Origin of the sequence: Demetria terragena DSM 11295 (assembly GCF_000376825.1) — a bacterium.
Classification (GTDB): Bacteria; Actinomycetota; Actinomycetes; order Actinomycetales; family Dermatophilaceae; genus Demetria; species Demetria terragena.
On sequence record NZ_AQXW01000004.1, the window covers coordinates 915,465 to 941,837 of the forward strand.

Below are 26,373 nucleotides of genomic sequence, written 5' to 3' on the forward strand. Positions count from 1 at the left end.
TCAGCGCTTGTTGAGGCGAGTGGTCGCAGCGGCGCCAGCGGCCACAACACCCATGGACAGCAGGCCGACGAGAGCCAGGGTGCTGCCGTTGGTTCCATCGGACACCACGCCGGTCTCGACCGGGGGGCCGCTCGGCGCGTCGGTGTCTGCCGGCGCGGAGCTGGTGGCCGTCTCGCTCGGATCAGCTGAACCCTCCGGGCCGACTGCCTGGCCTTCCCAGTCCGTCTTGGGACGCTCAGTCGGCAGACCGTTGCAGCTGGTCGGAACCGAAACCGGGACCGTGATGCTGTCGCCGCTCTTCTTCGTGGAGAACGTGATGCTGACCTTCGTCCCACCCAGGTCGCGGATCGCGTACACGTAGCCGAAACGCTTCTTGGGCTCGAACTCGCCGAGTTCCTTGGACTGCCCACCAACGGTGTAGCTGACCGTGTCCGTCGAGTTCAGCGTGCGCGTGTAGACGACGAACTTCTGCGCGCCACCCTCGCAGTAGTACATCGGGTTACTGGTCTCGAGGTTTCCCTCGACAGCAGCAGATGCCGTGGACATACCGGCCACGGACAAACCGCCAGCAATCGCAACCGCTGCAGCGACGCGCGTAGAGCGCGACGTCATGTTCTTCATGTGATTCCTCCCTCAGGACGGCCGCGACGGTCACGGCCATGAGTCGATGCGCCTCCGGAGTGCCCCTTCCGACCCCCACAGCGGCGCATGCTGCCGTCAGCGTACGCAACGAATCTGGCGCCGTCTTCCTCGTCCCATGAATCTGGCGTGAATTCGCGCTGCCGGATGACTCAGGAACTCAGCCGGGCCATGATCAGCTCGCGAACCTTGGCGGCATCGGCCCCACCCTTCATCGCCTTCATCACGTGGCCAATGAGCGCCCCGGCAGCCTGCACTTTGCCGTCTCGGACCTTCTGCGCGATGTCGTCGTGGTCGGCAATGACCTGGTCAACGGCGGCCTCGAGAGCACCATCGTCCTGGACGAGTTCCAGTCCGCGTGCATCAGCCACTTCAGTCGGACTGCCTTCGCCCTCGATCACGCCTTCGAGCACCTGGCGGGCCATTGAGTCGTTCAACCGGCCGGCACCAACCATCGCGTCAAGCTCAGCGACGTAGGCCGGAGTCACGTTGAAGTCTTCGACCGATTTGCCTTCGTTGTTCGCTCGTCGGGCCAACTCACCGGTCCACCACTTACGAGCTGCAGCCGGGCTCGCGCCGGCAGCGACCGTCTGCTCGATGATCTCCACGGCACCGGCGTTCATCACGTCGCGCATCTCGAGATCGCTATAGCCCCAAGCCGATTGGAGCCGCTTACGACGCTCGGCGGGCGGCTCGGGAAGGGTCGCCCGAAGCTGTTCGACAGACTCCGACGTCGGCGCAACCGGCACCAGGTCCGGCTCTGGGAAGTAGCGGTAGTCGTCAGCGTCAGATTTCGGCCGCCCCGAGGTGGTGACCCCAGTGTCCTCATGCCAATGGCGGGTCTCCTGGGTGATCGAGCCACCGTCAGTCAGGACCGCCGCGTGGCGGCAGATCTCGTAGCGCACCGCCCGCTCAACCGACCGAAGGGAGTTGACGTTCTTGGTCTCGGTGCGAGTGCCGAGCGCATCGGAGCCCTTCGGCATCAGCGAGACGTTGGCGTCGCAGCGCAACGACCCTTGCTCCATCTTGACGTCGCTGACCTCGAGCGCCTTCAGCAGGTCTCGGAGGGCGGTAACGTACGCACGCGCCACCTCGGGCCCGCGCTCACCGGCTCCGCGGATCGGCTTGGTGACGATCTCGATGAGCGGGATACCCGCGCGGTTGTAGTCGACCAGTGAGAATGCCGCCCCCTGGATGCGCCCGGTGCTGCCGCCGACGTGCAGCGACTTTCCGGTGTCCTCCTCCATGTGGGCTCGTTCGATCTCGACGCGGAACATCTCGCCGTCGTCCAGCTCGACATCCAGATATCCCTCGAAAGCGATCGGCTCGTCGTACTGGCTGGTCTGGAAGTTCTTCGGCATGTCCGGGTAGAAGTAGTTCTTCCGCGCGAATCGGCACCATGATGCAATCTCGCAGTTGAGCGCCAGCCCAATCCGAATCGCCGACTCGACCGCCGTCGCGTTCACCACCGGGAGGGCGCCGGGCAGTCCCAGACAGACCGGGCATACCTGGGTATTGGGATCGGCGCCGAACTCAGTCGGACACCCACAAAACATCTTGGTCGCGGTGCCGAGCTCGACGTGAACCTCGAAGCCCATCACCGGGTCGAAGTCCTTAAGCGCCGCGTCGTAGGCGAGAACCTTGTCCGTGGTGCTCATGCCGATGCCCCTTCCTGGCGCGAGGCGCCCAGCTCCGGCGGGGTCAACGGCCCACCCCATTGGTCTCGCAATGCCGCCTCGAGGGCTGCGCCGACGGTATACATGCGCTCGTCTTTGGTGGCCGGCGCGAGCACCTGGAAGCCCACCGGGAGACCGTCGTCCGCCAGACCCGACGGCAACGAAAGTCCAGGAACACCAGCGAGATTCGCAGGGATGGTCGCAGTGTCGTTGAGATACATCGCCATCGGGTCGTCCAGCTTTTCGCCAAGTTTGAATGCGGTCGTCGGGGCCGTCGGACTGACCAACACGTCGGCCTGCTCAAAGGCCTTGGCGAAGTCGCGGGCAACCAGGGTGCGTACCTTCTGCGCCTGGCCGTAGTAGGCGTCGTAATAGCCAGCAGAGAGGGCGTACGTCCCCAGGATGATCCGGCGCTTCACCTCGTCGCCGAAGCCCGCGTCGCGGGAGGCCGCCATGACCTGCTCAGCGCTCGGGCGCTCGACACCCTCTGGGCCGACTCGCAGCCCGTATCTCATGGCGTCGAACTTCGCGAGGTTGGAGGATGCCTCGCTCGGGAGAATGAGGTAGTACGCCGCGAGGGCCTGCTCAAACGTCGGGCACGACACCTCGACAACTTCTGCGCCGCGGGCGGTCAACAACTCGAGCGCCTCTTCGAAGCGCTGCCGCACGGCTGGCTGGTACCCCTCCCCGGTCAACTCCTTGACGATGCCGATTCGCATCGGCCCCGACTCACCCGGCCGGTCGAGCTTGTCGAGACCACCCCTGCGCGCAGCCTCGACGACCGAAGGAACCGGCTGGTCAATGGAGGTGGAGTCCATCGGGTCGTGCCCGCCGATCACCTCGTGCAGAAGTGCCGCGTCGAGCACCGTACGCGTGCACGGCCCGGCCTGATCCAGCGAAGACGCGAGGGCGATGAGGCCATACCGCGACACGCCGCCGTACGTTGGCTTGACGCCCACACTTCCGGTGACTGCGGCCGGCTGACGGATTGACCCGCCGGTGTCGGTACCGATAGCCAGGGGCGCTTCATAGGCCGCCACCGCCGCCGCGGAACCGCCACCCGAACCTCCGGGGATGCGGTCGAGGTCCCACGGATTGTGGGTGGGGCCGTAGGCGGAGTGCTCTGTGGAGGAGCCCATCGCGAACTCGTCCATGTTGGTCTTGCCCAGGATGGGCATCCCTGCGGCCTTGAGACGGGTCACCAAGGTCGCGTCGTACGGCGGGATCCAGCCTTCGAGCATCTTCGAACCCGCTGTGGTGGGCAGGCCCTGCGTGGCGACGACGTCCTTGACCGCTACCGGGACGCCGGTCAGCGCAGCGACGTCCTGGCCAGACGAACGCCGTTCGTCAGCGGCCTTGGCCGCGGCGAGCGCGCCCTCGGAGTCGATATGGAGGAAGGCGTGCACGTCGCCATCGACCGCCGCGATGCGGTCGAGGTGCGCTTGGGTGATCTCGACCGAGGTGGTCTCTCCGGCGGAGAGGCGATCGGCGAGGTCGGCTGCGGAGAGCCTGGTGAGGTCGTCAGTCACGTCAAAGTCCTGTATCTATTGCTGGTCGAGCATGCCCGGGTCGCGGCCCACCTACTCCTCATCGAGGATCCGCGGCACCTGGAATCGCTGCTCTTCTTGATCAGGAGCACCGGACAATGCCTGCTCCGCCGTGAGGCAGGGACGGACCACATCCGGCCGCGTCACATTGGTTAGCGGCAGCGGATGCGACATGGGCGGCACATCGTCGGCGGCAACCTCACTCACGCTGGCCACGAATTCCACGATCTGGTCGAGTTGTCCGGCAAGGTGATCCAGCTCGGAATCGTCGAGCTGGATACGGGCGAGCATGGCGACATGCGCGACGTCGTCGCGGGTGAGAGCGGACATGAGCGGCAGTCTAATGCGGGCCTTCCGAGCACCGCCCAGGACGTTGGATTACGGGTGATGTTCGTCTTTAACATCACGGAACCCCACCAGGTGAAAATTATCCGCTGCGGTTCCCCCGCACCCCGATCCGTCAACCTAGGGTTCAACCATCGGGTAGGTCGCACGGCCTCCTACCAGGTCGTGAAGAGCTCCCGGCACACCGCTAGTTCGAGGAGAGGTACGACATGAACCCGTCACACCTGGCAACACCCGCCCGTTCGCTCACGAAGCCGCTGGCAACGACCGTTGCGGCGCTCCTGACCTCCACCGGGATCCTGATGGCCACGCCCGGCGAGGCGCAGGCGTACGACTGGAAACGCACGCTTAAGGAAGGCAGCACTGGCGCCGACGTCAAGGAACTGCAGATCCGGGTCGCGGGTTGGGCGGCTGACAGTGCAAGCAAGACCCACGTCGGCGTCGACGGCGATTTTGGCGCCGGGACCAAGGCCGCGGTCACCCGCTTCCAGAAGGCATACGGGTTGAGCGCCAATGGCACCGTCGACGCGAGCACGCAGAAAGCGCTCAACGCACTCGAAGACTCCGATGGCACCAAGAACTTCAACTTCTCGGAGTTCCACTCCAAGGACGGCTCGAAGTTCTCCGGCGGCAAGGTCTCGGAGGCCACCGTCAAGGAAAACGTGCGCCGCATGATGTACAAGCTGGAAGCCATGCGTAAGAAGTCCGGCAACAAAGCGATCAGCATCAACAGCGGCTTCCGCAGCATCAAGCACAACACGAGCGTCGGCGGCGCGTCCAACAGTCAACACATGTATGGCATCGCGGCCGACATCGTGATCAGCGGCAAGTCGGTCAGCAACACGATCTCCTACGCCAAGACCTCCGGGTACTCCGGGATCATCCGGTATGCCACGTTCACCCACGTCGACAACCGTGCCGAGCACAGCTACGGCAGTTCGGCCTATTACTGGAAGGACTGACTGGCTCGGCCCTCCCTGTCGTGACCTTCCAATGGCGACGGTTAGGGCCGCAGCGCGATCCCGTCTTTCGGCACCGGACCGAGTCTCGACAACGGCAACACGCGCAGGTTGAGCGTGGCGCCGATCTCCTCAACCGGGACGAAACCGAAGGTTCGGGAGTCGTCCGAGGCGTCGAGGTTGTCCCCGAGGAGCCAGACCGAACCCTCGGGGACCCTCGTCGAAGCGACTTCGGAGGCACCGCGCCCGCGCGCGTCACAGCACAGGCGATCCTGGCGCGCCGCTTCCCAGGCTGGGTTTGTCACGCGGAACCACTCCTTTGCGCCGGCGGGCGCGACCTCGACGGTCGTTCGGCCGTTCTCGTGGCGAATGCGTACGCGATCGCCGGGCAGCCCAATCACCCGCTTGACCGACTGTTGCCGGTCTGGGCCGAGGCGGGCCTGAACGATGTCGAAGCGACTCACCTCCGACCCACTCGTCAAGGCATTGAGGAACAACCGGTCTCCCACTCGCAGCGTGGGTTCCATGCTGGACCCGACGACCGTGACCGAGAACGTCATCAGCACCAGGACGGCCAGGGCTATCAGCGCGACCGGCGGGCCGGCGAGTATCGCCCACCGGACATGCCTCGGCTTGGCTCGTAGCCAGGCGCGCGCTGACGAGAAGGCCCCACGCCCGGAGCCCACTTCACCGGTGCTCACCGTCGACCTCTTGACATTAACGTGAACTATGTCACGCTTTCGACCCAGGGATTGGTTAACAAAACACGCCAATGTGTACATCTGCGGGCCACGCACGGGGTGGCAAGGACAAAGGAGAAGCTTGTGATCGAAAACGGTATGGGGCGCGTTCGCCTCGGACGCTTCCTCGTCGTTGCTGCCCCGGCGACGGTGGTCAGTCTCGGCTTCGGGGTGGCGATCATCCAGGGCTCGGTCGCGGCGTCCTTGTCGTCGGCAGAACCCTTCTCGTTGACCACGGACAATTTGAAGGCCGACCAATTGGGATTGTCGCTGGCCTCGACCACCGCCTCCGCATCCGTCGGCGACGACTCCAGCACCACCAAGAAGGCTGCGCTGGCGCGGGTCAAGGGCGGCAATTTGTCCGACCTGTGCATCGGCGCCAAGCAGAAGTTCCCCATCCTGGGGACCATCGGCCTCAAAATCGCCTCCAATTCGCCCGTCAAAGTCGGCAACATCGACCTCAACGCCGACTCCCTCGGCTCCTCCCGCGCCAAGCTCCCCCCGACCAACATCGGCACATCCGCAGGCGACAAGGCGGTCGGTGGAACCCAGGGTGGATTCGGTCTGCGAACCGACAACACCAAACAGGGCATCAGTTTGAACAAGCTCGATGCGAAGGCGTACGGCATCCGCCTCAACAGCGGTATCAACCTCGAGTCGCTGAGCATCAACCCACAGTTCGGCGCACCGAAGTGCACGAACTAACCCCGGCTGATGACGATGGACGAGCAGAAGACCCCACCGAACGGGACCGCTCGGCTCGACCAGTGGATGGACTCCGAGCACGACGATCCCACCCTGGAATCTGACCAAGTGGCCGAGCCAGCAGCCCGGCACGCGGCGCCTACCTGGCAGGGCCGACTGCAACGCGCCCGACTGCGCTTCCGGCAGTGGCGCCGATGCCGCCCCTTCTGGGGTCCGGTGCTCCTCGCACTCGGCGGATGGTTCGTGGTCCGTCCGGTGCTGAGTTCCATGTCAGCCGTGGTCCAACTCGGCTCCGGCGGTGTCGTAGCTTATGTCCTCGGCGGCGGCATGGTGCTGGCAGCGGGGGTGGCGATGTTCCGACCCGAACAACGGCATTTTCCCGCGCTCATGGCCGTCCTGCTCGCGGTCGCGTCCCTTCCGCTCGCCAACCTCGGCGGATGGGTGATCGGGATGGTTCTGGGCATCGTCGGTGGCGCGATGACCTTTGCCTGGACACCGTTCACCCCCGATCAGGTCGCTGCCGCCGAGGCAAAGAATGACACCTGAAAGGACTCCTGGTGGTGCGCAATTCGGCACCCGCCGCCGCGTTGCGGTGCCACTCGTCGCGGGGTTCGCTGCCCTGGCCAGCCTCGTCGGTATGGCCCGCCAGGAAGTTCTTGCCGTCAGTTTTCCGACCGCGACATCCCAGTACCGCATCTACTCCGACCAGTTGAACGGGTCTTCGATCGCAGGCTATGCCGGGTCGCAGGAAGCGAGCGACGGGAGCACCACCGGCGCCATGCATCTCGCGTTGGGGTCAGCCCAACTCAAGGGACTGTGCATCATCGCTTCCCAGGACCTCGCGGGGCTAGGCAAGGTTTCGGTCGTCCTGACCGCCGGGGAGCCCGTCGATGGCAGACCCACCTCCGCTGCACCAGTGGACCTGGACGGGCTACAGGTGACAGCAACCAGCATTACCGGCGATGGCTCCGGCTTCAGCCAGCTCGACCTTGGCCGGGCGGCCGAGACATTGCAGGCCGGCGATCAACCGTGGAAGGGCACGCCGGGCACTGGCGGCATCCAGGCATCGACCCTGACCCTGACGTCCAAGCAGATCCAGGCAGCGGGCCTGCGCGTCGATGGCGCGCTCTCGCTTCCGGGGCTCAGGGCGAAGACGGTTTTCGGTGACGCTGGCGTCACAGACAACGGGACTCCAGGAGCCTGCTCATGACGATCACCCTTCCGTCCACGCGCGGACGAGTTCGAGACTTCCGGCAAACGCGCCCGTTCTGGGGTGGCCTCCTACTCATCCTGGCGGGCGCAGCCATCATTCACTTTGCTGGAACGCCGGTCAGCCTGTCGATGGCGACCGAGTGGAATAGCAGTGCCGGGTACGTCCTCGGCGGCGGCCTCGTCCTGTTTGGCCTGGTCAGTTGGCTCTCCCCTGACTATGCACCCCTCCTTGGACTCCTCGGCGTGCTTGTCGCGCTCGTCGCCTTCGTGTCTGCAAACTTGGGCGGTCTCCTGATTGGCACCGTGCTCGGCATCGTCGGTGGATCCATGGTGTGGGCGTGGGGCGAGAAGAAACCCGCCGAAGCGGGCTTGGGCGGTGAATCGCCTTGACCCAGAAGCGTTTTGCCCACCACCGTCAGCGAATCATCGTCCTTGCGAGTCTCATCATCTTTGCCCTTGCCGCGGCTTTTGTTCTACCTCGTGCGGCGCCGGCCGACTCCGCCATCGGCGCGCAGTGCGGTCCAGGCGACTCGCATCGGGCCAGTCTCACGGCCTATCACGGCTCGCGATCGGTGAATCCCTGCATCTCTGGGACGACTCTGCGCCTTACGATCAAGGGCCGCTGGACCGTTCAAGAGATCCGCCGCGTCGGCAAAGAAGAGGTCACCATCGGCGGCAAGACCGAGACGTTGCTGCACTTCTCCTTCAAGAGATTCCAGATCGTGCGTGGCGGCGACCTGCGGACCACCGATGCCGCCGGCAAGAACCTCACGATCGAACCGCAAAATTTCGCCCAGATCGGCGGCGAAAATGACGCGGGCGAGGCGATGTATACCGACTTCTGGATCACCGACGGAAAGTTCTCGCTCACCGGCCTGGACCAGATCCCCGCCGACAGTCCCCTGCTGGAATTGGTCCAAGGGGCAAGCCTGCTCGGGACCGCCCTGGAGCTCGACATCAAGTACCTCGTGACCTACAGCGCCAAGGCCAGTTCCAAGGGCAACTTCCCCGTCCGCCTCCCGCGCACAGATCTAGGACTGTCATGACCGCGCCAGTTCGGCCTCGCTATGGCACCCGATGGAAGCGCGCGTTGTGCGTACTCGTACCCGCAGTTGGCCTCACTGTCGGTGCGGCAACTTTCACCGCACAGGACGTCATGGCCAGCGCGGTGGTCTTTCAGGACAAACCGTCGTCCATCGCCACCGGCGGACTCATCGGAGACAAAGCCGGGATTGGGGTCGTGCAGACCAAGCGCAGCGTCGGCGGCGATGTCACCACCTCGGACGTCATTCGGGTCAGCCTGGCATCGATGCGGATCGACGGGCTGTGCATATCGCAGCAACAAGACATCGCCGGGCTGACCTACACCGTGCGGGTCACCGCTGGCGACGGGAAGGCGGGGACGTACGAGACCACCGGCAGCAACGCCACCCTCGACATGACCGAGATTCGCGGCGATGGAGACCCGGGGATCAATCTCGATGGCCTGGTGGAACTGGGCGTCAGTGCCGAATCTCTGACCACCACGGAATCCAGCGGCAAACCCGACCCGAATCCCCTAGATGCCCCCTCCGGGACGGGTTGGTTCGGCATTGATGCCGACGTGGGTTCCTTCTCCGATGTCCGCGGAACGACGCATGGCCTGCGCTTGGAAAGCCTGGCAAAGATCCCCGGCTTCACCCTGTCAGTCGAGCCAGGGGACAAACCCTGTTCGAGCGACCCCATCCCGCACTAGCGGCGACTAATACCCGACGATGCGGCCGGTGATCCACGCCAGCTCATCGGCAACGTCTTCTGGGCTCCCCGAGGGCTGCATCGCGTGACTGAGCACGAGGCGGACGACGGTGTCGATCGCGATACCGATCTGCCCACCCGTCAGCGGCGTCTGATAGTGCCGTAGGCCGTGCGCGACCACCGCCCTGGTCTGCGCCAGCAGCGGGCCAGCATGGGTCGTCAGGAGCGGCAACAGGTCGGTGTCGGAGCCGTGGGTGGCGGCCACCACCGATCGCAGGATTCGACTATCCACCGCGAGTTCCAGGACGCCCACTGTCGCAGCCCGGACGGCATCGACGAGGGAGTCGGTGTGCTCTTCGAAGGAGTTCTCCACGACAGAGAGGAATCGGCCGAGTTCGGTGAGGACCACGGCCTTGGCCAGTTCCTCTTTCGACCCCACGACGTTATACACGGTCTGTCTGCTGACCCCGACGTCCTGGGCCAACCGACTCATCGTGACCGCCGACCATCCCTCGGCGGCGGTGATGCGAGTCGCAGCATCAATAACCCGCTCCGACATGGATGCCAGCGGTTTCGCTGCGGGGTCAAGCGCGTACGCCACCACTACGCGACCTTGAGGACGTCGGCCCAGGCCGTCTGTCGGGTGATGTGTCGACGCAACTTCATGATGTCGCGGCTCCTGTCTACGGTGAACGCTCCGACCAGTCGATCCCCACGACGATAGAGCGCGGTGAACCCGACTGTATCTGGATTGGTCACAACTACGTCGTCGGCCAGCGTGGTTCCCACGAACTGGAGCCGGTGCTCATACCAGTCTGACCAGAAGTACGGAATCAACGAACATGGTTGTGGTGCAATGGGATTCAGCGCATTGCGGGCTGCTAAGGCACCCATCTCCGCCGCCGCGGTCCAGTGCTCTAACCGAAGAGCGACACCATCCGCTAACGGATTCGGCACATGTGCGACGTCACCGGCGGCATACACGCCAGGGACGCCAGTCCACAGGCTCTCGTCGCAGATCACCCCACCGTCCCGCGAGTGAAGCCGCACGCTGCTGCCTTCGAGCCAGTCCGTGGCGGGCCGAACGCCCACACCGACCACAACGACATCTGCGGGCAGCCGCGATCCGTCGGCCAGGACTACCGCGCTGACTCGACCGTCTTGTTGCTCAACCCCGACCGTCGGGACCCCAAGTCGCATCTGGGTGCCATGGGCGCGATGAATATCGGCACACACGGTACCCACGTCGGGGCCGACCGACCGCACGAGAGGGAGGTTCGCGCCCTCGACCACCGTCACATCGAGGCCCCGCGCCCGCGCAGCCGAAGCGATCTCTGAACCGATGAAACCGGCGCCGATCACCACTACTTTCGGGCCAGCCTCCAATGCTGTCCGCAGTGCACGCGAGTCGTCGACCGTACGCAAGTAGAAGACGCCAGGGACCTGCGCTGACAGCCCGGGAAGCTCGCGGGCCTGGGCGCCCGTGGCGATGATGAGCCGGTCATAGGGCACTTCCCGCTCACCGACCAGCACCGATCGCGGATCGGGTTGGAGTCCGCGGGCAGGCTGGCCGAGCAGGACCTCGGTCGCGAGATCCTGCTCCAGTTCAGCACGGGTCCGATACGGAGGGTGGTCCTCGTCACCGCCGGCGTGCAGGAACTTCTTCGACAGCGCAGGACGGTCGTACGGCAGATATGGTTCAGCGCCCACCAAGGTCATCGGGCCTGCGAACCCGCCCCGCCGTGCCGCCTCGACGGCGCGCAAACCCGCGAGCGAGGCGCCGACGATGACGAGCCGGTCGTCGCTCACTCCTGCAGCGACAGTGCCAGGACTGGGCACGCGTCGACAGCGGCGAGAACCTCGGTGCGCTCGCTCTCATCAGGGGTCTCGTTGAGCACCTGCACATAGCCGTCGTCGCCGACCTCGAAGAAGTGGTCAGCCATCGCCTCGCACATCCCGAGGCCCTCGCACTTGTCGCGATCCGGAACGATCTTCATGGGGCACCCGCCGTCTCCACAGGGATAAAATCAACCTTCTCGCGTACGCCACAGTCTGGGCAGCACCAAGAGCTTGGTACGTCTTTCCATGGCGTGCCCGCAGCGAAGCCCTCGTGCTCGTCGCCGATGGCAACCTCATAGAGGTAGGAACATCCAGGGCAGCGTGCCGCGAGCACCTCGTCGCTGAACTCCTGCGCAGTCAGATCGGCCGACGTGCCATGTTCGACCTGGGGAACCGGGTACTTCGCCAGCACCTTGTCTCGCTTTCGCGGGCTGATGTTGGCCCGGCTCATGTCACCGTCGAAGTGGTCGAGCACGCGTGGATCCATGATCCTCCGCCAGAGCGCCGGGACGATCGTCAAAACGATCATTCCTGCGTAGCCGGTGGGCAGGACGGGCGATTCTTTGTAGTCGCGCAAGGCCTGGTAGCGGCGCGTGGGGTTCGCGTGGTGATCGCTGTGCCGCTGCAGGTGATACAGCAGAACGTTGGTGGCAATGTTGTTGGAATTCCAAGAGTGACTGGGGTTGACCCGCTCATAGCGCTGGCGCCCTTGCTTGCCCACCAGTTGGCGCCTCATCCCGTAATGCTCCATGTAGTTCACGACTTCCAAGAGCGACAAACCGACGACGGCCTGGATCAGCAAGAAGGGCGTGATCTGCCAGCCAAAGAGGGCGATCAGCACGCCGAAGAGGACGGTCGACATGAGCCACGCGTTGAGTACGTCGTTGCCAAGGTGGAACGGGTGCGTCCCCTTGCGTGCGTAACGCTTCTTCTCGATGTCCCAGGCGCTCTGAAGCGAGCCGAAAACGGTACGCGGCCAGAACTGGTAGAAGTTCTCTCCCACCCGCGAGCTCGCGGGGTCCGGTGGAGTCGCGACCCGCACGTGGTGGCCTCGGTTGTGTTCGATGTAGAAGTGTCCATAGAAACTCTGCGCCAGGGCGATCTTGGACAGCCAGCGCTCGTTAGCTTCTTTCTTGTGACCCAACTCGTGCGCGGTGTTGATGCCGATGCCCCCGACGCAGCCGATGGAGACGGCCAGGCCGATCTTGTCGACGAGGCTGAGTGTCATGTTCTCAACGACAAGCGGCGCACCCCAGGACGTTCCCTCAAGCCAGGCCGTGAGGTGGAGCAGGTCGGCGACCCACAGCACTGGATTATGGCCAGCCACGATGGCCATTGCGCCGATGAGGCCGACGTACTGCAGCGGCAGGTACGCATAGGTGATCCAGCGGTAGTACCGGTCGTTCTCCAGCGCCTCGATCACGTCGTCCGGCGGGTTGGATCGGTCGAGCCCCGCGATCAGGTCGATGAGGGGCACCACAACCAGAATCAAGATGGGGCCAAGCCAGAACAGCCACTGCCAACCGGTCCACAGGTAGCCAAGGATCACGGCGACTGCGGCGAACGGAATCACCAGACCGACAAGCCAGAGGTAGCGCTTCTTGTCTTTCCACCGCTCAGTCGAGCCCTCGATGAGGGTCCCTGACGGGCCCATGGCTGGTTTCACTACGACCTCCTCGCCCGATTTACAGAAGACTAGCGTTTGTATATGACCTATACAAGGGTCACGCATATGTAAATGTGCGCCAGATCACTTCGCTGTCGTTCGCCCCGAAAGCCGACGCCTACGCCTAGGTTGCGTCTATGACACGTCGCGAAGTGCTGTCCGTCACCATCGTCGCCCTCGCTCTCAGCGGGCTCTCGACCGTCGCGCAGGCGAACCCGCAGGCTTCCGGTTTTGACTGGGCCGACCGTTCCACTGGGACCGACGAGCAGTTCCGTGGCTTGTCAGCCCTCGGCGACCGGACTGCGTGGATCAGTGGCGAGAAGGGCGGAGTGATGCGCACGAGTGACGGCGGCCGCACATGGAAGGACGTGTCGCCCAAGACGGCGCGAACCGACGAACTCGCCTTGCGCGACATCCAGGCGTGGGATAGCCGTACCGCGGTGGCGCTCTCCATCGGTCCCGGCGAGGACTCGCGGATCTTCCGCACGGACAACGGCGGCAAGACCTGGCGAGAGACCTTCCGGAACACCGATGAGTCCGCCTTCTTCAACTGCATCGCGTTCAATCGCAACGGAACTGGGCTGGCGGTCAGTGACCCGGTCGATGGCAAGTTCCGCATTCTTCGCTCGACCAACAAGGGCAAGTCGTGGAAGGTGTTACCGACCAAGGGAATGCCTGCCGCGATCGACCCCGAGTTCAACTTCGCCGCATCGGGCACGTGCCTCGTGAGCGCTGCACAGCAGAGCGGGCGCACCAAGGACAACTTCTGGATGGTGTCTGGCGGCGTCTCTCCGCGGGTGTTCCACACCAAAGACGCCGGCAACACCTGGGCGGCACACACCACCCAGATCCGCGGCGGCGAGGCGGCCGGGATCTACAGCGCGGCCTTCAAAAACTCCCGCGAGGGCGTGATCGTCGGGGGTGACTACACCGCCGCCGAGGACGGATCCGATGCTGCCGCGACATCACGCGACGGCGGCTCGACGTGGACGCTCAGCCGCAAGCCGGTCGGCGGCTACCGCTCCGGGGTGGCGTACGACCCGCGCAACGGCCGCACCCTTCTCGCGGTGGGCCCAACCGGCTCTGATGTCAGCCGCGACGGCGGTCAGACCTGGCGCACCTTCGACACCACGGCCTACGACGGAGTTCAGTGCACCAAGCGCGGCGCGTGTTGGGCGTCCGGGCCCAATGGCGCTGTCGGGGTGCTGAAGCGGCGTTGAGACCGCGGACGCTCCGCAGCGACATACCCTGCGGACCATGACGACGCCAGAGGGACGAGGCCCGGCTCGCCGCCGAAGCCACCCTTGCGCACGTCATCTGCGACGCCAACGACGATCTGTCTGCCGAGTCCTGGCGCACGCAGGTCCGCCAACTTCCTGTGTTTTGACCCCACAGGCCTTCGCGCCGCGCAGGTCGACGCTGTCACCGGAATAGAGAACTCTCTGGTCAAGCGGCAGCGCGACCGCTCGCTGCTGCAGATGGCCTCCGGCGTCGGCGCTCAGGTCGACCGGGCCGTCACCCTGTGTCGCCTCGACGAGCACTTCTTCGAAGACCTTTGGCACAGCCAACCTCCCCTCACCAACGGGGTGTTCGTTTTGTTCGTTTGAGGTACGGTGAGGGCATCATCACCTGGGAGGTAGCCATGAGTCGCGCAACCGCAGTACCCGCACCACGCACATACCTGACGGCCAATGAAAACGACGCTGAGATCCTCGACTTCGTGCGCGCTCTGGAGGCCGCCGGTGGCAAGGCAGCAGATGCGCGCCCGTCATTAGTAGCAGCTGACGGCACTCGTCTTGAGCTCCCGCCAGCCATGTTCGATGTGCTCAAACTGGTGGCCGAGGCGATGGCTGGCGGAATGGGGGTCAGCATCGCGCCGCTCAACGCGTTGCTCACTACCCAGGAGGCGGCTGACTATCTCGGCGTTTCCCGACCGACCCTCGTCCGGATTCTCGAGCGTGGGGATCTCCCGATGGAAAAGCCAGGGCGGCATCGCTTCGTCCGGTTGAGCGACCTGGTCGACTTCCAGGATCGGCAGCGGGTCGAGCGCCGTCGCGCACTAGATGAGATGCAACGGCAAGGTCAGGAAGATGGCCTCTACGACCTCACCGACGGACCCGCGCCACGCACCCGCTAACCCGTGGCCTTTCCTGTCTTCTTCGACACCTGTGCGCTGTTTGGAGGCACGCTCAACGACACGTTTCTGCGGCTCGCAGAGCGTGGGGCGTATCGCGTTCTCTGGTCCGAAGGCATCCTCGCTGAGCTTGAGCGGAACCTGTGCGACCGGGCCGGTCAAGCTGCCGCCACCCACCGTCTGGCGGCAATGCGTGGCGCCTTCCCGGACGCCGCGGTGTCCGATTATGAAGATCTCGTTCCGGCCATGACCTGCGACCCGAAAGATCGCCATGTGCTCGCGGCTGCGGTGCGCGGGAATGCCGAAGTCCTCGTGACGTTCAATACCAGGGACTTTCCGGCATCATCAATCGAGCCGCACCGCATTACGCTCGCTGATCCAGATGACTTCCTGCTCGATCAGCTCGACCTCCACCCATCCCACGTGCTCAGCGCGCTCAGCGATCAGGTCCGCGATGCGCGAAGGCCACGACTGACCCTGTCGCGACTACTTGACATTCTCGAACGATCCGATGTGCCCAAGTTCGCCGCGGAGCTCCGGCGAAACGAGTTCAACGGCAAGCGATGAGGTGCTGACTGACTCACGCCGCCTGGTAGACAACTGACCTACCTCCTGTTGATGAAGATGGCGCATGATCGCGCGAATCGAACGCTCGCCCCGGAGCGGATCGTCCCGGAGAAGTACTCCTGGAAGCGGCTTGTGGACGCCCACGGTGACCAGCTCGAGTCCGAGTACGCCAGCATCCTCACCGGGCTTTCCCGCGAGGACGGTGTCGTCGGCACGATCTTCTGGAAGGCTCAGAACCGGCTACTCACCGACTTCAAGCTGCACACAATGTTGCGTCTACCGACCGGCATCTCCTACGCCAACGGCGTCAAGGCCAATCCCCCTCGCCCGACGTCATCGCGCGCGAGATCGTCGAAGACCTCACCGCGGACTACCGACCGGCACCCTCAGGCTCAGGTGCGGACGAGGTCTGCGGTCACCTCGAGGTGGCCCCGGTGCTGGGACAGCTCCTCATAGATGTGCATGAGGACACCGCCCTGGGTACGCGTGAACTCGGGCATGTCGTCCCGATCGCGGTCCGGTACGGGCCCACGCGGTGGCGCGGCACCGTCGAAGTCAGCGAGGTCTGTGCCGAGTTGCACTCGCGCACTGATGATCCGGTCGAGCAGGTGGTCGACCTTGCCGCGGGCGGTGAACTCGGCCGCGCGGTCCCTGGTGACCTCCCGATCGGCGATCACTTGACCGCCCCAGAACTCCATGACGCCGAGGCAGTGGGTGACGATCTGGAACGGCGAATTGGCACCACTGAGGTCGGGCGACTCGTTGGCTCGGTCATCGCCCAGGTCGATCAGCGTCTCGGCCATCCCGCGCAGCGCCCGGTCGACGTGGGTCACGACGTCATCAAGCTGGACCGTGCTCATGAATCTCCTTGGTCTCGATACGGGCTCACTTCGTTCGCCCTACTCGACCGGCGTTGTATTGGCCGACTTCGTTCGCCCTATTCGACCGGCGTTGTATTGGCCGACTTCGTTCGCCCTACTCGACCGGCGTTATACGGGCTCGACCGGCGTTGCGGGCAGTCCCTCGACCCGTCCAGTGGCGAGCAACTCCTCGAACTGGTCCTCGTTCAGGATCGGGACACCGAGCGCCTCAGCCTTTTCGGCCTTGGATCCGGCGTTTGCGCCGGCGACGACATAGGCGGTCTTCTTGCTGACCGACCCGGCGGCCTTGCCACCGCGGGAAATGATCGCCTCCTTGGATGAGTCCCGAGAGAACTTCTCCAGCGAGCCCGTCACGACGACCGTCATGCCCTCCAAGGTCCGCTCGATCGATTCGTCGCGTTCGTCAGCCATCCGTACTCCGGCGGCAGCCCAGCGATCGACAAGCGTCTGATGCCAGTCGACCTCGAACCAGCGCACCACCGACTCTCCGATGACCTGCCCAACCCCGTCGGTGGCGGCGATGCGTTCCGTGTCGGCCTCCCGCAGCGCGGGGATAGAACCGAACTCCGATGCCAGCGCACGGGCTGCGGTGGGGCCAACGTGACGGATCGATAGGGCCACGATGACTCGCCACAACGGCTGTTGCTTGGCCGCCTCAAGGTTGTCGAGAAGCCCAATTCCACTGGCGGAAAGCGTTTTTCCGTCCACCACGTGCTCGGGATCATCAGTCTTCTTCGCCGCCCTGGTGTAGAGCGGGACCTTCATCAAGTCATCTCGTGTGAGGTCGAACAGGGTCGATTCATCGGCAAGCACTCCCGATTCCAGCAGCGCGACCGCGCCCTCATATCCGAGTGCCTCGATGTCGAATGCTCCGCGCCCGGCCAGCCCGAACAAGCGCTCCTGCAACTGCGCCCGGCAGGTCCGCGAGTTGGGGCACCGGATGTCCTTGTCGCCCTCCTTCTCGTAGGCGAGGGTCGTCCCGCAGGCCGGGCACTCGGTCGGCATCACAAACTCGCGCTCGCTGCCATCGCGCAGGTCGGTCACCGGGCCCAACACCTCCGGGATGACATCGCCCGCCTTGCGCAACACGACGGTGTCGCCGATGAGAACGCCTTTGCGCACCACCTCGAACGCGTTGTGCAAGGTCGCCTGGCTCACGGTGGAACCCGCGACCACGACCGGCTCCAGGACGGCGAACGGCGTCACCCGCCCGGTGCGCCCCACCCCTACCGCGATGTCGAGCAGGACGGTGTTGACCTCCTCAGGCGGGTACTTGTAGGCGATGGCCCATCGAGGCGCCCGTGAAGTCGAGCCGAGTTGGCGCTGGACCGCGACCTCATCGACCTTGACGACCACCCCGTCGAGCTCGTGCTCCATGCCGTGGCGGTTGTCGCCAGCGTGGAGGACGTAATCCTGAACCGCCTGGCGATCAGTGAGCACCGTGGCGTGGGTCGAGGTCGGCAGACCCCATTCCTGCAGCAGCGCGTAAGCCTCGGACTGGCGGGTGATGTCGAAGCCAGCACGCGCCCCGATGCCGTGGACCAGCATCTTCAACGCGCGCCGAGCAGTCACCCGAGGGTTCTTCTGCCGCAGCGACCCGGCAGCGGTATTGCGAGGGTTGGCGAACGGGGGTTTGCCCGCCTCGACCAAGTCGGCGTTGAGCTGTTCGAAGTCGCTCATCGACATGAAGACCTCGCCGCGCACTTCCACGAGCTCGGGAATGTTGTCGCCGATGAGCTGGTGCGGGATGGCGTCGATGGTCCGGACGTTTTGTGTGACGTCCTCCCCCGTTGTGCCGTCTCCCCGAGTGACTCCGGAGACCAGGTTGCCGTTTTCGTAGAGCAGGTTGATCGCCAATCCATCGATCTTGAGCTCACACAGGTAGGACACCTCCGCGCCACCGGCCTCGCGCTGAATCCGGTCGAACCACTCGTCCAACTCTTGCGGGCTGAACACGTTGTCCAGACTGAGCATCCGCTCGCGATGAGTGACCGGCGCAAAATCGGTGCTGAAGGTCGCCCCGCCAACCTGCTGGGTCGGGCTGTCCGGTGCGCGCAGGGTCGGGTAGGTCTCTTCCAACTCGGTCAGTCGGTGGAAAAGTCGGTCGTACTCGCCGTCGCTGATCGTCGGCGAATCCTTGACGTGGTAAGCGAACTGGTGTGCCCGCAGGTCGTCGGCCACGTCGGCCCACTCGCGGCGAGCGTCATCCGGAGGCGTGTCGGCGTTGGTCACGGAGCCCATCTTCGCCCATACCCCTGACATCCCACGGGAGGCCTGGTGTCAGGCGCTGCGCTCAGCGAGCAACCGGGCCACGGCGTGCGCAAGGCGCTGCGCGCGGACGGCGTCCTGCGGAGTGAGTCCCGCCAACCCACAGGCCGGGGTGACCACCACGTTTTCCAGATGGTGCTGCTCCAGTCCGTAGCGCTCCCAGGCCCGCAGCAAGGGGTCGAGCGCAGTGTCCGGCGTCAGATCCGGGCTATCGGTCGGAACCAAGCCTGCCCACAAACGCGTACCGGCCTCGATGGACTCCGCCAACTGCTCCCAGGTCGCGGGCGTGGCGAGCGCCAGGTCGAGCGAGACACCGCCTGCCCCAGCGGCTCGCAACAGCGGTACGGGCGCGTCTGGGGCGCAACAGTGCACGAGCGTTTCCACCCCCTCCGGCACGGCGGCAAGCACGGTCGTGAGCGCCTCTTGCGCAACCTGGTCTTCAACCGCGCGCAGCCGGCTAAAGCCAGACACCGTCGGGAGGTGTCCCGCCAGCACCGCAGGAAGGGAGGGTTCGTCGATCTGGGCGATGAGTCGGGCACCAGGCACCAGGCGGGCTACGTCGGCCAGGTGTCGGCGCAGGCCCTCCGCAAGACTGCCGGCCAGGTCGCGGGCCGCGCCGGGATCGTGCAGTGCGCGCTCGCCCCGTGGCAGGGCAACTGACGCCGCCAGAGTCCACGGACCGGCGACCTGGACCTTGAGCGGTCCCTGCCAGCCGTCGAACGCCTCCGCGGCTTCGTCAAGGTCTTCGCGCCGAAACCCATAGGCGCGGCGCAGGTCGCGGCCGGGTGCATCCGTGAGGCGCCATCCCGAGGGCTGGAGGTCAACCGGCAGGTCCACGAGAAGACCTGCGGCGCGACCAATCAGGTCAGCGCCGGGCCCACGCGCTGGCGTCTCCGGGAGATACGGCACCTGGTCGACGTCCCCGGAGCCCTCGCTCAAAACATCGGCGACCGTACGAACAGCGTCTCGCGCTGACGACCCCGGCCAGGATCCGATTCCGCTCGCAGCGGTCACTTGTAGGACTTCAACGGCTTCTTGCCGATGCCTTTCAGCGACTTGGTCACCGTGGAGCCGTCCTTGGTCTCGACAAAACAGCCCGACACCATGTCGCCCCTAGCCCACGGGCCAGGGCCACCAGAGTTCTCCGCAAAGGTGATGTCGCTGCGAGTGGCCCCGAGGTACTTCTTGGCCAGCGGCTGGCAGTACTTACGCGCGTCGGCGTGAATCTTGTTGTCGCCACCCTTGGGGAACGGATCGCCCGGCTTGCCATTGATCTTCCCGCCGACCGACTCGCCTGCGTGCGGCTCAAGGCAGGACACGAGTTTGAGGTCGGTATCGCTGGCCTTTCCCTTAGAGCACAACTGGTATTTGTTGTATTTGTCGCCCTTGAGCGCGCCCTTCAGTGAGGTGGCGCTGGAGACCAAGCCGCGCAGCGACGTGCGAAATTCCTTGGCCATGCAGGCGATACGTGACGAAGAATCTGGGTTCACGGTTGCGGGCGCCGGATCCACGTCGACCCGCGAGACGAAGAAGCCGGTATTTCCGAGGAACTTCGCGCCCTCGGTGTTGCAGGTGGCTTTCACCCACGCGCCGCGCTTGACCAGGTTGTCGGCCGAGGTCTTGTCGTCCTTGACGAAGAAAACCTCGAAGGTATGCGCCTCATTGCACTTGACCCGCGTGTAACTGGGCGCGGGTCCAAGACAGTCACCCGCCGCGATCGGCTTGGCAGGCTCCGTCGTCGTCGACGACGACGAACTCGAGGAGGTCGAAGGGCTCTCAGTGGTTGGCGCCGAGGTCTCTGTGGGTGTCTGCGAGCCGCTTGCAGGCGTCGAAGGAAGGGTCACCGTGGGGCCCTTGTCCTGGCCACAGGCGCTCAGCGCCACGGTCAACAAACCTGCCGATGTCGCCGCGACGAGTGATGCGCGCTTCATGGTTCCTCCCGGATTGCCCTGTGATGGCGCCCAGGATAGCCCGGTACCGCTACCCCGGAGCGCCAATCCGCCCGACCTGGCGGATCGTTGCCGAACCGACGACTCGGGTTCCGCCATAAAGCACGACGGACTGCCCGGGAGCCACACCCCGGATCCGACGCTCGAGGTGGACCTGAACGCCCTCGCCGTCACGCCAGGCTCGACACGGAATCTCTTCGCCATGGGCGCGTACCTGGGCACCGAACGTGGACTCACCCTCGGGCAGTGCCCCACACCACCGGGCATCGGCGCCCTCGATGTGGTCGACACCGAGCAACTCTGCCGTGCCAACCACGACGGTATTGCGCTCCGGCTGAACCTCGACGACGTACCTCTTCGCGTGATCCTCGCGTGGCACCTTCAGGCCCAACCCGCGGCGCTGCCCCACGGTGTAGGCATAGGCCCCTTCATGGCGGCCGACCACGTCGCCTTCAGTGTCGACGATGTCCCCCGGCTGTTCACCGAGGCGCTTGGTCAACCAACCCTTGGTATCGCCATCGGCGATAAAACAGATGTCGTGGCTGTCCGGCTTCTTCGCCACCGAGAAGCCTCGGGCGGCCGCTTCCTCGCGGATCTGGGGCTTCGTGGTGTCGCCGAGCGGAAAATGGGCTCGGGCGAGTTGGTCGGCGGTCAGCACTCCCAGGACGTAGGACTGGTCCTTGGCCGGGTCGACAGCGCGGTGCAATTCCCGCCCGTCGGGGCCCTCCACGATCTGGGCGTAGTGGCCGGTGGCGACTCCGTCGAAGCCCAACGCAAGCGCCTTGTCCAGGAGTGCCGCGAACTTGATGCGTTCATTGCAGCGCAGGCAGGGGTTGGGAGTGCGGCCGGCGGCATACTCGGCGACGAAGTCCTCCATGACGTCCTCGCGAAAGCGGTCGGCCATATCCCAGACGTAGAACGGGATGCCGAGTCGGTCCGCAACCCGCCGCGCATCGCCCGCGTCCTCGATGGTGCAGCACCCGCGCGCTGACTCGCGCAACGTTGCCGCCGACTGAGAGAGCGCGAGGTGTACGCCCACGACGTCATACCCGGCGTCGAGCATCCGAGCGGCCGCCACCGCCGAATCCACACCGCCACTCATGGCTGCCACGATTCTCATGCGCTGCTCCGACGGCTGGCATCGACGGCGCTTCGGGCACGGGTCACCGCGGCGGGCAACGCAGCCAGGAACCGGTCGACGTCATCCTGGGATGAGGTATGTCCGAGGGACAGCCGCAGGGCTCCCCGAGCATCTTCTTCGGGGATGCCCATCGCGAGCAGCACATGGCTGGGGCGGGGCACCCCGGCAGTGCAGGCCGAGCCGGTCGAGCAGGCGATTCCGGCCGCATCGAGCAGGTAGAGCAGGGAGTCACCCTCACAACCCGTAACTCGCAGATGAGCGTTGCCCGCAAGCCGGTCGGTGGTCTCCCCCGCGGTGTACGCGCCGCTCACCTCGACCCCGATGCCGAGATCCAGGGCTCCCTTCACCAGCCGATCACGCAGCGCTCCAATGCGATGCGCGTTGGATTCGCGTTCGGCAACAGAACGCTCGACCGCTAGGGCGAAACCGGCGATTCCGGCGGCGTCAAGGGTGCCGGAACGCAACTGGCGTTCTTGTCCCCCGCCAAAGGTCAGCGGCTGGACCTGCGCGTCACGGCGGGCCAGAAGCGCGCCGGTACCGACCGGACCGCCCAGCTTGTGCCCCGTCAGGCTCAATAGATCGACACCGGACTTAGCGAACGAAACCGGAACCTGGCCCACCGCCTGAACCGCGTCGGTATGCACCGGAACGCCCGCCTCCTGAGCCAGATCGGCGAGTTGGCGAATGGGCTGGACCGTGCCCACTTCGTTGTTGGCCCACATCACGCTGATGATCGCGAGCTCTGCGGCATGCTCGGCAAGCAGGTCACTGGCGACATCAAGACGTACCCGGCCGGTGCCATCAACCTCTAGCCACCGAACCGTGGCGGCTTCGTGTTCGAGGAGATATTCAGCAGAGTCGAGGACTGCATGGTGCTCAATCGTGCTCGCGGCCACGGTCGTCCGCTGGGGATCGGCGGCGCGGCGAGCACGGAAGCCGCCGACGACGGCGAGATTGTCTGCCTCGGTGCCACCAGAGGTGAAGATCACCTCAGAGGGCCGGGCATCGAGAGCCTGGGCGATGCGCTCGCGCGATTCCTCGACCGTGCGGCGAGCCAGCCGGCCACTGGCGTGCAGTGCCGAAGGATTACCCAGGTGGCGCATGGTCGTGGCGATCTCATCGACCACGTCCGGACGTACCGCCGTCGTGGCCGCGTGATCGAGGTATACGGGCTCGACAGACACCCTCACATCGTACGTCCCGCCACGCGGCAACCACCGGCCCGCACCATGCGGCGGACACATTTGTCACACTGTCCTTTGACTCCGCCGATCATCCGAGGTTTTTCATGCGCTCCGCTTCCCGCCGTCTCCTGGCAACGGCGAGCCTAATGTCGTTGGTTGCCGTCACCGGCGCCTGCTCGTCCGACTCTGGGCCCGACGCGTCTCCGAGCCCCACCAAGCCGACAGGGTGTGACGGCAAGAAGGCACCGACCTTTAAAGGCACCAAGCAGGCCTTTGAATCGGTGGCCTCCGTGGGTGAGGGCAAGGCCGTCGGCATCCAGGCCGCTGCTCCGCAACTGACCAAAGCCTCCAGCGGCGCCGAGGGTTGGTCGGTCGCGACCATCTCTATCCACGCCCGGGTTCTGACCAACGGCATTTTTGCGGTCACCCCTGACTCGGTGATGTTGATCGACGAGAAAGGCCGGCAGTGCACCCGACCGCGCACCAATGCGGTCAAGTCACCACTACCGGTGGGCGAGATCGATGAGGCAGAGTCCGCCTCCGGCAAGGTGTCCTTCCTTGTTCCGGACGATGCCCAACTCTCGAAGTACACCGTGATGTATGCCGATGACCCGGCGTCGCCCGCGGCCGACGCGGAGTGGTCGCGCCAGGGCGTCGCGCCGTCGGCTAACGCAGCCACCTCCTGCGCTCCCGGGCGGACCTCACCGATGAAACTCGGAGAGATCGAGCGCGAGGACTGGGGTGAGTCCGAGGTCGTGGGCTCAGAGGGTGCGCAGATGCGGATCACCGTCGAGAAGCCGACGGTGAAACCCCTCAACCCGAGCAGCAAACACCCCAACGATGTCGATGGGCTGGCCGTCAAGGTCAAAATCGAGGCGCTGGGATCCGCGGCTTTCGTCGATCGCAACATGTTTCAGATGGTCGATGGCGAGGGCAGCCTGTGCCGATACGCCCCCCTTGGCACTGAGGGCGAGACGCTGACCACTGACCTCATCCAGTCTGGTCAGAGCCAGACCTACACCTTGATCTTCTGGGCCCCTAAGGGCGCGGCGGATCAGGTGAAGAAGTTGCAGGTGATCCACCGGGCAGACACCTCCACCACCACCGGTGATGCGGGCTGGCACGACCCCAAGGAGAAGGCGCCGTACCCGACCGGCAGGCCGAAGCCGAAGCCGAGCCCATCAAGTTCGGCGAGCCCGTCAACCTCAGGCTCGGCGGCACCGTCCTCATCCGCGCCGGCCTCGACGCCTACGCCCTTGAGCACTCCGTAGACGTACGGGTTCCGCGACCCGCAGACATACGTGCGCCCGCCCCAGATGTGGGGCGGGCGCACGTATGACGTCGGGGCTGTGATCGTCAGGAACGGCCCTTCTTGACCGCTTCATCGGCTTGCGGCAACACGGTAAACAGGTCACCGACGACACCGAAATCAACCAATTCGAAGATCGGTGCCTCGTCGTCCTTGTTGATCGCGATGATCGTCTTGGACGTCTGCATGCCCGCGCGGTGCTGGATGGCACCGGAGATGCCACACGCGACGTACAACTGCGGTGAAACCTGCTTGCCGGTCTGCCCGACCTGGCTGCTGTGCGGGTACCACCCGGCATCGACCGCGGCACGCGAAGCGCCCACAGCAGCACCGAGGGTGTCGGCGAAACCTTCGACAGGTGAGAAGTCGCCGCCGGTTCCCCGGCCACCAGAGACCACGATGGCGGCCTCGGTCAACTCGGGGCGGCCCGACTTCTCCTTGGGCTTACGCTCCGTGACCTTCGCTCCCTTGGCTGCATCGCTGACGGTGAAGTCAACGGGCACCACGGTGGCCCCGGCCTGCGCGGCCTTCGGCGGCACCGTGTTGGGCTTGACGGTCACGATCGGCGTGCCAGTCGTGACCTGCGACTTCACGGTGTAGGACCCAGCGAACACCGACTGCGTCGTGGTGACGTCGCCTTCGCTGCCTTCCACGGCACCCGCGTTGGTAATCAGGCCCGAGCCGGTCTTGACCGCCAGGCGGGCAGCCGCTTCGTTGTTGTCGGGGCTCGCCGGCAGCAGGACGGCGGCAGGCTTGGCCTGCTCGACGACCGCGGCCAGTGCCTCGGCCAACGGGGCCACCAGGTAGTCCGAAAGGTCGGAGTGATCGACGACGTAAACCTTGTCGGCGCCGAACTGCGCCAGACGCGGACGCGCCGCCTCAACTTCGCTGCCGACAAAGATTGCCGACGGGGTGCCGAACTGACGAGCCAACGTCAGGAGTTCGGCAGTGTTCTTCTTGACCTGACCACCTTCGTGGTCGACCAGGACGAGTACTTCAGCCATGGGAGTTCTCCTCTTCCTCGTCCGACTCAGACGAACTTCTGGGCGGACAGGAATTCGGCGAGCTTGGTGCCGCCGTCGCCTTCATCGGTCACAATCTCACCCTGTTCACGGGGCGGACGCGCCGCGAAGGAGAGCACCTTGGTCCAGGAGGCCTCCAGGCCAACCTGACCAGCGTCCACACCGATATCGCTCAACGACCACGTCTCGACCGGCTTCTTCTTTGCGGCCATGATCCCCTTGAAGGAGGGGTAGCGCGGCTCGTTGGTCTGGTCAGTCACCGACACGACCGCAGGCAACGACGCCTCGATCGTCTCGCTCGCGACATCGCCGTCACGGCGACCGCTCACGCTGCCGTCGTTGACCTCGATGGTCGAGACCTGGGTGACCTGTGGGAGGCCAAGTCGCTCAGCGACCATCGCCGGGACGACACTCATCGTGCCGTCCGTCGACGCCAGGCCCATGAGCACCAGATCGGGGTTACCGATCTTCTTGATAGCTTCAGCGAGCACCAGCGAGGTGGCTGGCGCGTCCGAACCAGCGATGGCTTCATCGCTGACGTGAACGGCCTTGTGAGCGCCCATCTGCAGCGCCTTCTTCACGGCGTCCGCCGCCTGGCCCGGCCCCACAGTCAGGACGGTGACTTCGCTGCCTTCGTCTCCGTCGACGATCTGCAGCGCCGCCTCCACGGCGTACTCGTCGAGTTCGGAGAGCAGTCCGTCGACGCCCTCCCGGTCAGTCGTGTTGTCTTCGGTGAAGGTGCGATCGCTTTGAGCGTCGGGCACATGCTTCACACAGACGACGATGTTCATCTCGCGCGTCTCACTTTCTTCGGGATGCTACGTGGCTCCGCGGCATATCCTACTGACGCGAACTA

At 65.1% G+C, this 26,373-nt stretch carries 29 protein-coding genes; 12 read left to right on the forward strand and 17 right to left on the reverse strand.

Translation table 11 applies throughout. The features are described from left to right. From F562_RS0108470 to gatC, 4 genes are all read right to left on the reverse strand, one after another. Complete coding sequence (locus F562_RS0108470) at positions 1–621, reverse strand: hypothetical protein (protein ID WP_018156520.1); 621 nt, start codon at positions 619–621, stop codon at positions 1–3. Positions 622–791: 170 nt separating this feature from the next. After that, complete coding sequence (gene gatB, locus F562_RS0108475) at positions 792–2,297, reverse strand: Asp-tRNA(Asn)/Glu-tRNA(Gln) amidotransferase subunit GatB (RefSeq protein WP_018156521.1); 1,506 nt, start codon at positions 2,295–2,297, stop codon at positions 792–794. Then, on the reverse strand, positions 2,294–3,844 hold the full coding sequence (gene gatA / locus F562_RS0108480) for an Asp-tRNA(Asn)/Glu-tRNA(Gln) amidotransferase subunit GatA (protein WP_018156522.1): 1,551 nt from the start codon (positions 3,842–3,844) through the stop codon (positions 2,294–2,296). The genes gatB and gatA overlap by 4 nt, the downstream gene beginning before the upstream one ends. A 51-nt stretch (positions 3,845–3,895) precedes the next feature. After that, entirely contained in the window at positions 3,896–4,192 is a 297-nt protein-coding gene (gene gatC, locus F562_RS0108485; protein WP_018156523.1) for an Asp-tRNA(Asn)/Glu-tRNA(Gln) amidotransferase subunit GatC, read from the reverse strand. A 224-nt stretch (positions 4,193–4,416) separates the two neighbouring features. On the opposite strand from gatC, the gene F562_RS0108490 reads away from it, so the two are divergent. After that, positions 4,417–5,169 (forward strand): D-Ala-D-Ala carboxypeptidase family metallohydrolase, encoded by a 753-nt coding sequence (locus F562_RS0108490; protein WP_018156524.1) that lies wholly within the window; start codon positions 4,417–4,419, stop codon positions 5,167–5,169. Positions 5,170–5,210: 41 nt separating this feature from the next. Here the strand turns inward: F562_RS0108490 and lepB are convergent, their stop codons facing one another. After that, positions 5,211–5,867, reverse strand: coding sequence for a signal peptidase I (gene lepB / locus F562_RS18550; RefSeq protein ID WP_018156525.1), 657 nt, complete (start codon positions 5,865–5,867; stop codon positions 5,211–5,213). Between the two features lie 123 nt (positions 5,868–5,990). Here lepB and F562_RS0108500 point away from each other — a divergent pair, with 123 nt between their 5' ends. Genes F562_RS0108500 through F562_RS0108525 form a run of 6 tightly spaced genes read left to right on the forward strand, consistent with a single transcriptional unit; the run spans position 5,991 to position 9,558 of the window. Continuing rightward, on the forward strand, positions 5,991–6,611 hold the full coding sequence (locus tag F562_RS0108500; RefSeq protein ID WP_018156526.1) for a DUF6230 family protein: 621 nt from the start codon (positions 5,991–5,993) through the stop codon (positions 6,609–6,611). Between the two features lie 15 nt (positions 6,612–6,626). Continuing rightward, positions 6,627–7,157, forward strand: a complete 531-nt coding sequence (locus tag F562_RS21040) for a DUF6114 domain-containing protein (RefSeq protein ID WP_211206441.1) — start codon at positions 6,627–6,629, stop codon at positions 7,155–7,157. Continuing rightward, positions 7,147–7,821 (forward strand): DUF6230 family protein, encoded by a 675-nt coding sequence (locus F562_RS0108510; RefSeq protein WP_156822589.1) that lies wholly within the window; start codon positions 7,147–7,149, stop codon positions 7,819–7,821. The genes F562_RS21040 and F562_RS0108510 overlap by 11 nt, the downstream gene beginning before the upstream one ends. After that, positions 7,818–8,213 (forward strand): DUF6114 domain-containing protein, encoded by a 396-nt coding sequence (locus tag F562_RS0108515; protein ID WP_018156529.1) that lies wholly within the window; start codon positions 7,818–7,820, stop codon positions 8,211–8,213. Before F562_RS0108510 ends, F562_RS0108515 begins: the two co-directional genes overlap by 4 nt. Next, the gene (locus tag F562_RS0108520) at positions 8,210–8,869 is read left to right on the forward strand and encodes a hypothetical protein (protein ID WP_018156530.1); all 660 of its coding nucleotides are present in this window, start codon (positions 8,210–8,212) and stop codon (positions 8,867–8,869) included. The genes F562_RS0108515 and F562_RS0108520 overlap by 4 nt, the downstream gene beginning before the upstream one ends. Beyond that, on the forward strand, positions 8,866–9,558 hold the full coding sequence (locus tag F562_RS0108525) for a DUF6230 family protein (RefSeq protein ID WP_018156531.1): 693 nt from the start codon (positions 8,866–8,868) through the stop codon (positions 9,556–9,558). The genes F562_RS0108520 and F562_RS0108525 overlap by 4 nt, the downstream gene beginning before the upstream one ends. A 6-nt stretch (positions 9,559–9,564) precedes the next feature. Here the strand turns inward: F562_RS0108525 and F562_RS0108530 are convergent, their stop codons facing one another. Genes F562_RS0108530 through F562_RS21275 form a run of 4 tightly spaced genes read right to left on the reverse strand, consistent with a single transcriptional unit; the run spans position 9,565 to position 13,062 of the window. After that, entirely contained in the window at positions 9,565–10,158 is a 594-nt protein-coding gene (locus F562_RS0108530) for a TetR/AcrR family transcriptional regulator (RefSeq protein WP_211206442.1), read from the reverse strand. 2 nt (positions 10,159–10,160) lie between these two features. Further along, the gene (locus tag F562_RS0108535; protein ID WP_018156533.1) at positions 10,161–11,366 is read right to left on the reverse strand and encodes an NAD(P)/FAD-dependent oxidoreductase; all 1,206 of its coding nucleotides are present in this window, start codon (positions 11,364–11,366) and stop codon (positions 10,161–10,163) included. Next, the gene (locus F562_RS0108540; RefSeq protein WP_018156534.1) at positions 11,363–11,554 is read right to left on the reverse strand and encodes a ferredoxin; all 192 of its coding nucleotides are present in this window, start codon (positions 11,552–11,554) and stop codon (positions 11,363–11,365) included. Before F562_RS0108540 ends, F562_RS0108535 begins: the two co-directional genes overlap by 4 nt. After that, positions 11,551–13,062 carry a fatty acid desaturase gene (locus F562_RS21275; protein ID WP_281164102.1) on the reverse strand — a complete coding sequence of 504 codons (1,512 nt, stop codon included), beginning with the start codon at positions 13,060–13,062 and terminating at the stop codon, positions 11,551–11,553. Before F562_RS21275 ends, F562_RS0108540 begins: the two co-directional genes overlap by 4 nt. A gap of 137 nt (positions 13,063–13,199) precedes the next feature. Here F562_RS21275 and F562_RS0108550 point away from each other — a divergent pair, with 137 nt between their 5' ends. From F562_RS0108550 to F562_RS0108565, 4 genes are all read left to right on the forward strand, one after another. Next, positions 13,200–14,282, forward strand: coding sequence for a beta propeller repeat protein (locus F562_RS0108550; RefSeq protein ID WP_051080161.1), 1,083 nt, complete (start codon positions 13,200–13,202; stop codon positions 14,280–14,282). Between the two features lie 84 nt (positions 14,283–14,366). Further along, entirely contained in the window at positions 14,367–14,669 is a 303-nt protein-coding gene (locus F562_RS0108555; RefSeq protein ID WP_018156537.1) for a hypothetical protein, read from the forward strand. A 35-nt stretch (positions 14,670–14,704) separates the two neighbouring features. Next, positions 14,705–15,199 (forward strand): helix-turn-helix domain-containing protein, encoded by a 495-nt coding sequence (locus F562_RS0108560; protein ID WP_018156538.1) that lies wholly within the window; start codon positions 14,705–14,707, stop codon positions 15,197–15,199. Positions 15,200–15,202: 3 nt separating this feature from the next. Beyond that, positions 15,203–15,763 (forward strand): PIN domain-containing protein, encoded by a 561-nt coding sequence (locus F562_RS0108565; RefSeq protein ID WP_018156539.1) that lies wholly within the window; start codon positions 15,203–15,205, stop codon positions 15,761–15,763. A 392-nt stretch (positions 15,764–16,155) separates the two neighbouring features. Here F562_RS0108565 and F562_RS0108575 read toward each other — a convergent pair whose 3' ends face one another. From F562_RS0108575 to F562_RS0108600, 6 genes are all read right to left on the reverse strand, one after another. Further along, the gene (locus F562_RS0108575; protein ID WP_018156540.1) at positions 16,156–16,623 is read right to left on the reverse strand and encodes a mycothiol transferase; all 468 of its coding nucleotides are present in this window, start codon (positions 16,621–16,623) and stop codon (positions 16,156–16,158) included. Between the two features lie 129 nt (positions 16,624–16,752). Beyond that, positions 16,753–18,885, reverse strand: coding sequence for an NAD-dependent DNA ligase LigA (gene ligA / locus F562_RS0108580; protein WP_018156541.1), 2,133 nt, complete (start codon positions 18,883–18,885; stop codon positions 16,753–16,755). Positions 18,886–18,924: 39 nt separating this feature from the next. Further along, positions 18,925–19,926, reverse strand: a complete 1,002-nt coding sequence (locus F562_RS0108585) for a uroporphyrinogen decarboxylase/cobalamine-independent methonine synthase family protein (RefSeq protein ID WP_018156542.1) — start codon at positions 19,924–19,926, stop codon at positions 18,925–18,927. Beyond that, on the reverse strand, positions 19,923–20,843 hold the full coding sequence (locus tag F562_RS0108590) for a septum formation family protein (protein ID WP_018156543.1): 921 nt from the start codon (positions 20,841–20,843) through the stop codon (positions 19,923–19,925). The genes F562_RS0108585 and F562_RS0108590 overlap by 4 nt, the downstream gene beginning before the upstream one ends. 49 nt (positions 20,844–20,892) lie before the next feature. Further along, complete coding sequence (mnmA, locus tag F562_RS0108595; RefSeq protein ID WP_026181129.1) at positions 20,893–21,981, reverse strand: tRNA 2-thiouridine(34) synthase MnmA; 1,089 nt, start codon at positions 21,979–21,981, stop codon at positions 20,893–20,895. Beyond that, complete coding sequence (locus F562_RS0108600) at positions 21,978–23,186, reverse strand: cysteine desulfurase family protein (RefSeq protein ID WP_018156545.1); 1,209 nt, start codon at positions 23,184–23,186, stop codon at positions 21,978–21,980. The genes mnmA and F562_RS0108600 overlap by 4 nt, the downstream gene beginning before the upstream one ends. A 104-nt stretch (positions 23,187–23,290) precedes the next feature. Between F562_RS0108600 and F562_RS0108605 the strand changes: the two genes are divergently transcribed. Further along, a complete protein-coding gene (locus tag F562_RS0108605) occupies positions 23,291–24,457 on the forward strand; it encodes a hypothetical protein (RefSeq protein ID WP_156822592.1) in 1,167 nt (388 codons plus the stop codon). 85 nt (positions 24,458–24,542) lie between these two features. Here F562_RS0108605 and F562_RS0108610 read toward each other — a convergent pair whose 3' ends face one another. Further along, positions 24,543–25,499 (reverse strand): electron transfer flavoprotein subunit alpha/FixB family protein, encoded by a 957-nt coding sequence (locus F562_RS0108610; protein WP_018156547.1) that lies wholly within the window; start codon positions 25,497–25,499, stop codon positions 24,543–24,545. A 26-nt stretch (positions 25,500–25,525) separates the two neighbouring features. Beyond that, complete coding sequence (locus F562_RS0108615) at positions 25,526–26,308, reverse strand: electron transfer flavoprotein subunit beta/FixA family protein (RefSeq protein ID WP_018156548.1); 783 nt, start codon at positions 26,306–26,308, stop codon at positions 25,526–25,528. Positions 26,309–26,373: the final 65 nt, after the last annotated feature.

Excerpts from the sequence above, each read along its gene's own strand:
- F562_RS0108470 (WP_018156520.1), bottom strand. The coding sequence starts at position 621 with ATGAAGAACATGACGTCGCGCTCTACGCGCGTCGCTGCAGCGGTTGCG.
- gatB (WP_018156521.1), bottom strand. The coding sequence starts at position 2,297 with ATGAGCACCACGGACAAGGTTCTCGCCTACGACGCGGCGCTTAAGGAC.
- gatC (WP_018156523.1), bottom strand. The coding sequence starts at position 4,192 with ATGTCCGCTCTCACCCGCGACGACGTCGCGCATGTCGCCATGCTCGCC.
- F562_RS0108490 (WP_018156524.1), top strand. The coding sequence starts at position 4,417 with ATGAACCCGTCACACCTGGCAACACCCGCCCGTTCGCTCACGAAGCCG.
- F562_RS21040 (WP_211206441.1), top strand. The coding sequence starts at position 6,627 with ATGGACGAGCAGAAGACCCCACCGAACGGGACCGCTCGGCTCGACCAG.
- F562_RS0108510 (WP_156822589.1), top strand. The coding sequence starts at position 7,147 with ATGACACCTGAAAGGACTCCTGGTGGTGCGCAATTCGGCACCCGCCGC.
- F562_RS0108515 (WP_018156529.1), top strand. The coding sequence starts at position 7,818 with ATGACGATCACCCTTCCGTCCACGCGCGGACGAGTTCGAGACTTCCGG.
- F562_RS0108525 (WP_018156531.1), top strand. The coding sequence starts at position 8,866 with ATGACCGCGCCAGTTCGGCCTCGCTATGGCACCCGATGGAAGCGCGCG.
- F562_RS0108540 (WP_018156534.1), bottom strand. The coding sequence starts at position 11,554 with ATGAAGATCGTTCCGGATCGCGACAAGTGCGAGGGCCTCGGGATGTGC.
- F562_RS0108550 (WP_051080161.1), top strand. The coding sequence starts at position 13,200 with ATGACACGTCGCGAAGTGCTGTCCGTCACCATCGTCGCCCTCGCTCTC.
- F562_RS0108560 (WP_018156538.1), top strand. The coding sequence starts at position 14,705 with ATGAGTCGCGCAACCGCAGTACCCGCACCACGCACATACCTGACGGCC.
- F562_RS0108575 (WP_018156540.1), bottom strand. The coding sequence starts at position 16,623 with ATGAGCACGGTCCAGCTTGATGACGTCGTGACCCACGTCGACCGGGCG.
- ligA (WP_018156541.1), bottom strand. The coding sequence starts at position 18,885 with ATGGGCTCCGTGACCAACGCCGACACGCCTCCGGATGACGCTCGCCGC.
- F562_RS0108590 (WP_018156543.1), bottom strand. The coding sequence starts at position 20,843 with ATGAAGCGCGCATCACTCGTCGCGGCGACATCGGCAGGTTTGTTGACC.
- mnmA (WP_026181129.1), bottom strand. The coding sequence starts at position 21,981 with ATGAGAATCGTGGCAGCCATGAGTGGCGGTGTGGATTCGGCGGTGGCG.
- F562_RS0108605 (WP_156822592.1), top strand. The coding sequence starts at position 23,291 with ATGCGCTCCGCTTCCCGCCGTCTCCTGGCAACGGCGAGCCTAATGTCG.
- F562_RS0108610 (WP_018156547.1), bottom strand. The coding sequence starts at position 25,499 with ATGGCTGAAGTACTCGTCCTGGTCGACCACGAAGGTGGTCAGGTCAAG.
- F562_RS0108615 (WP_018156548.1), bottom strand. The coding sequence starts at position 26,308 with ATGAACATCGTCGTCTGTGTGAAGCATGTGCCCGACGCTCAAAGCGAT.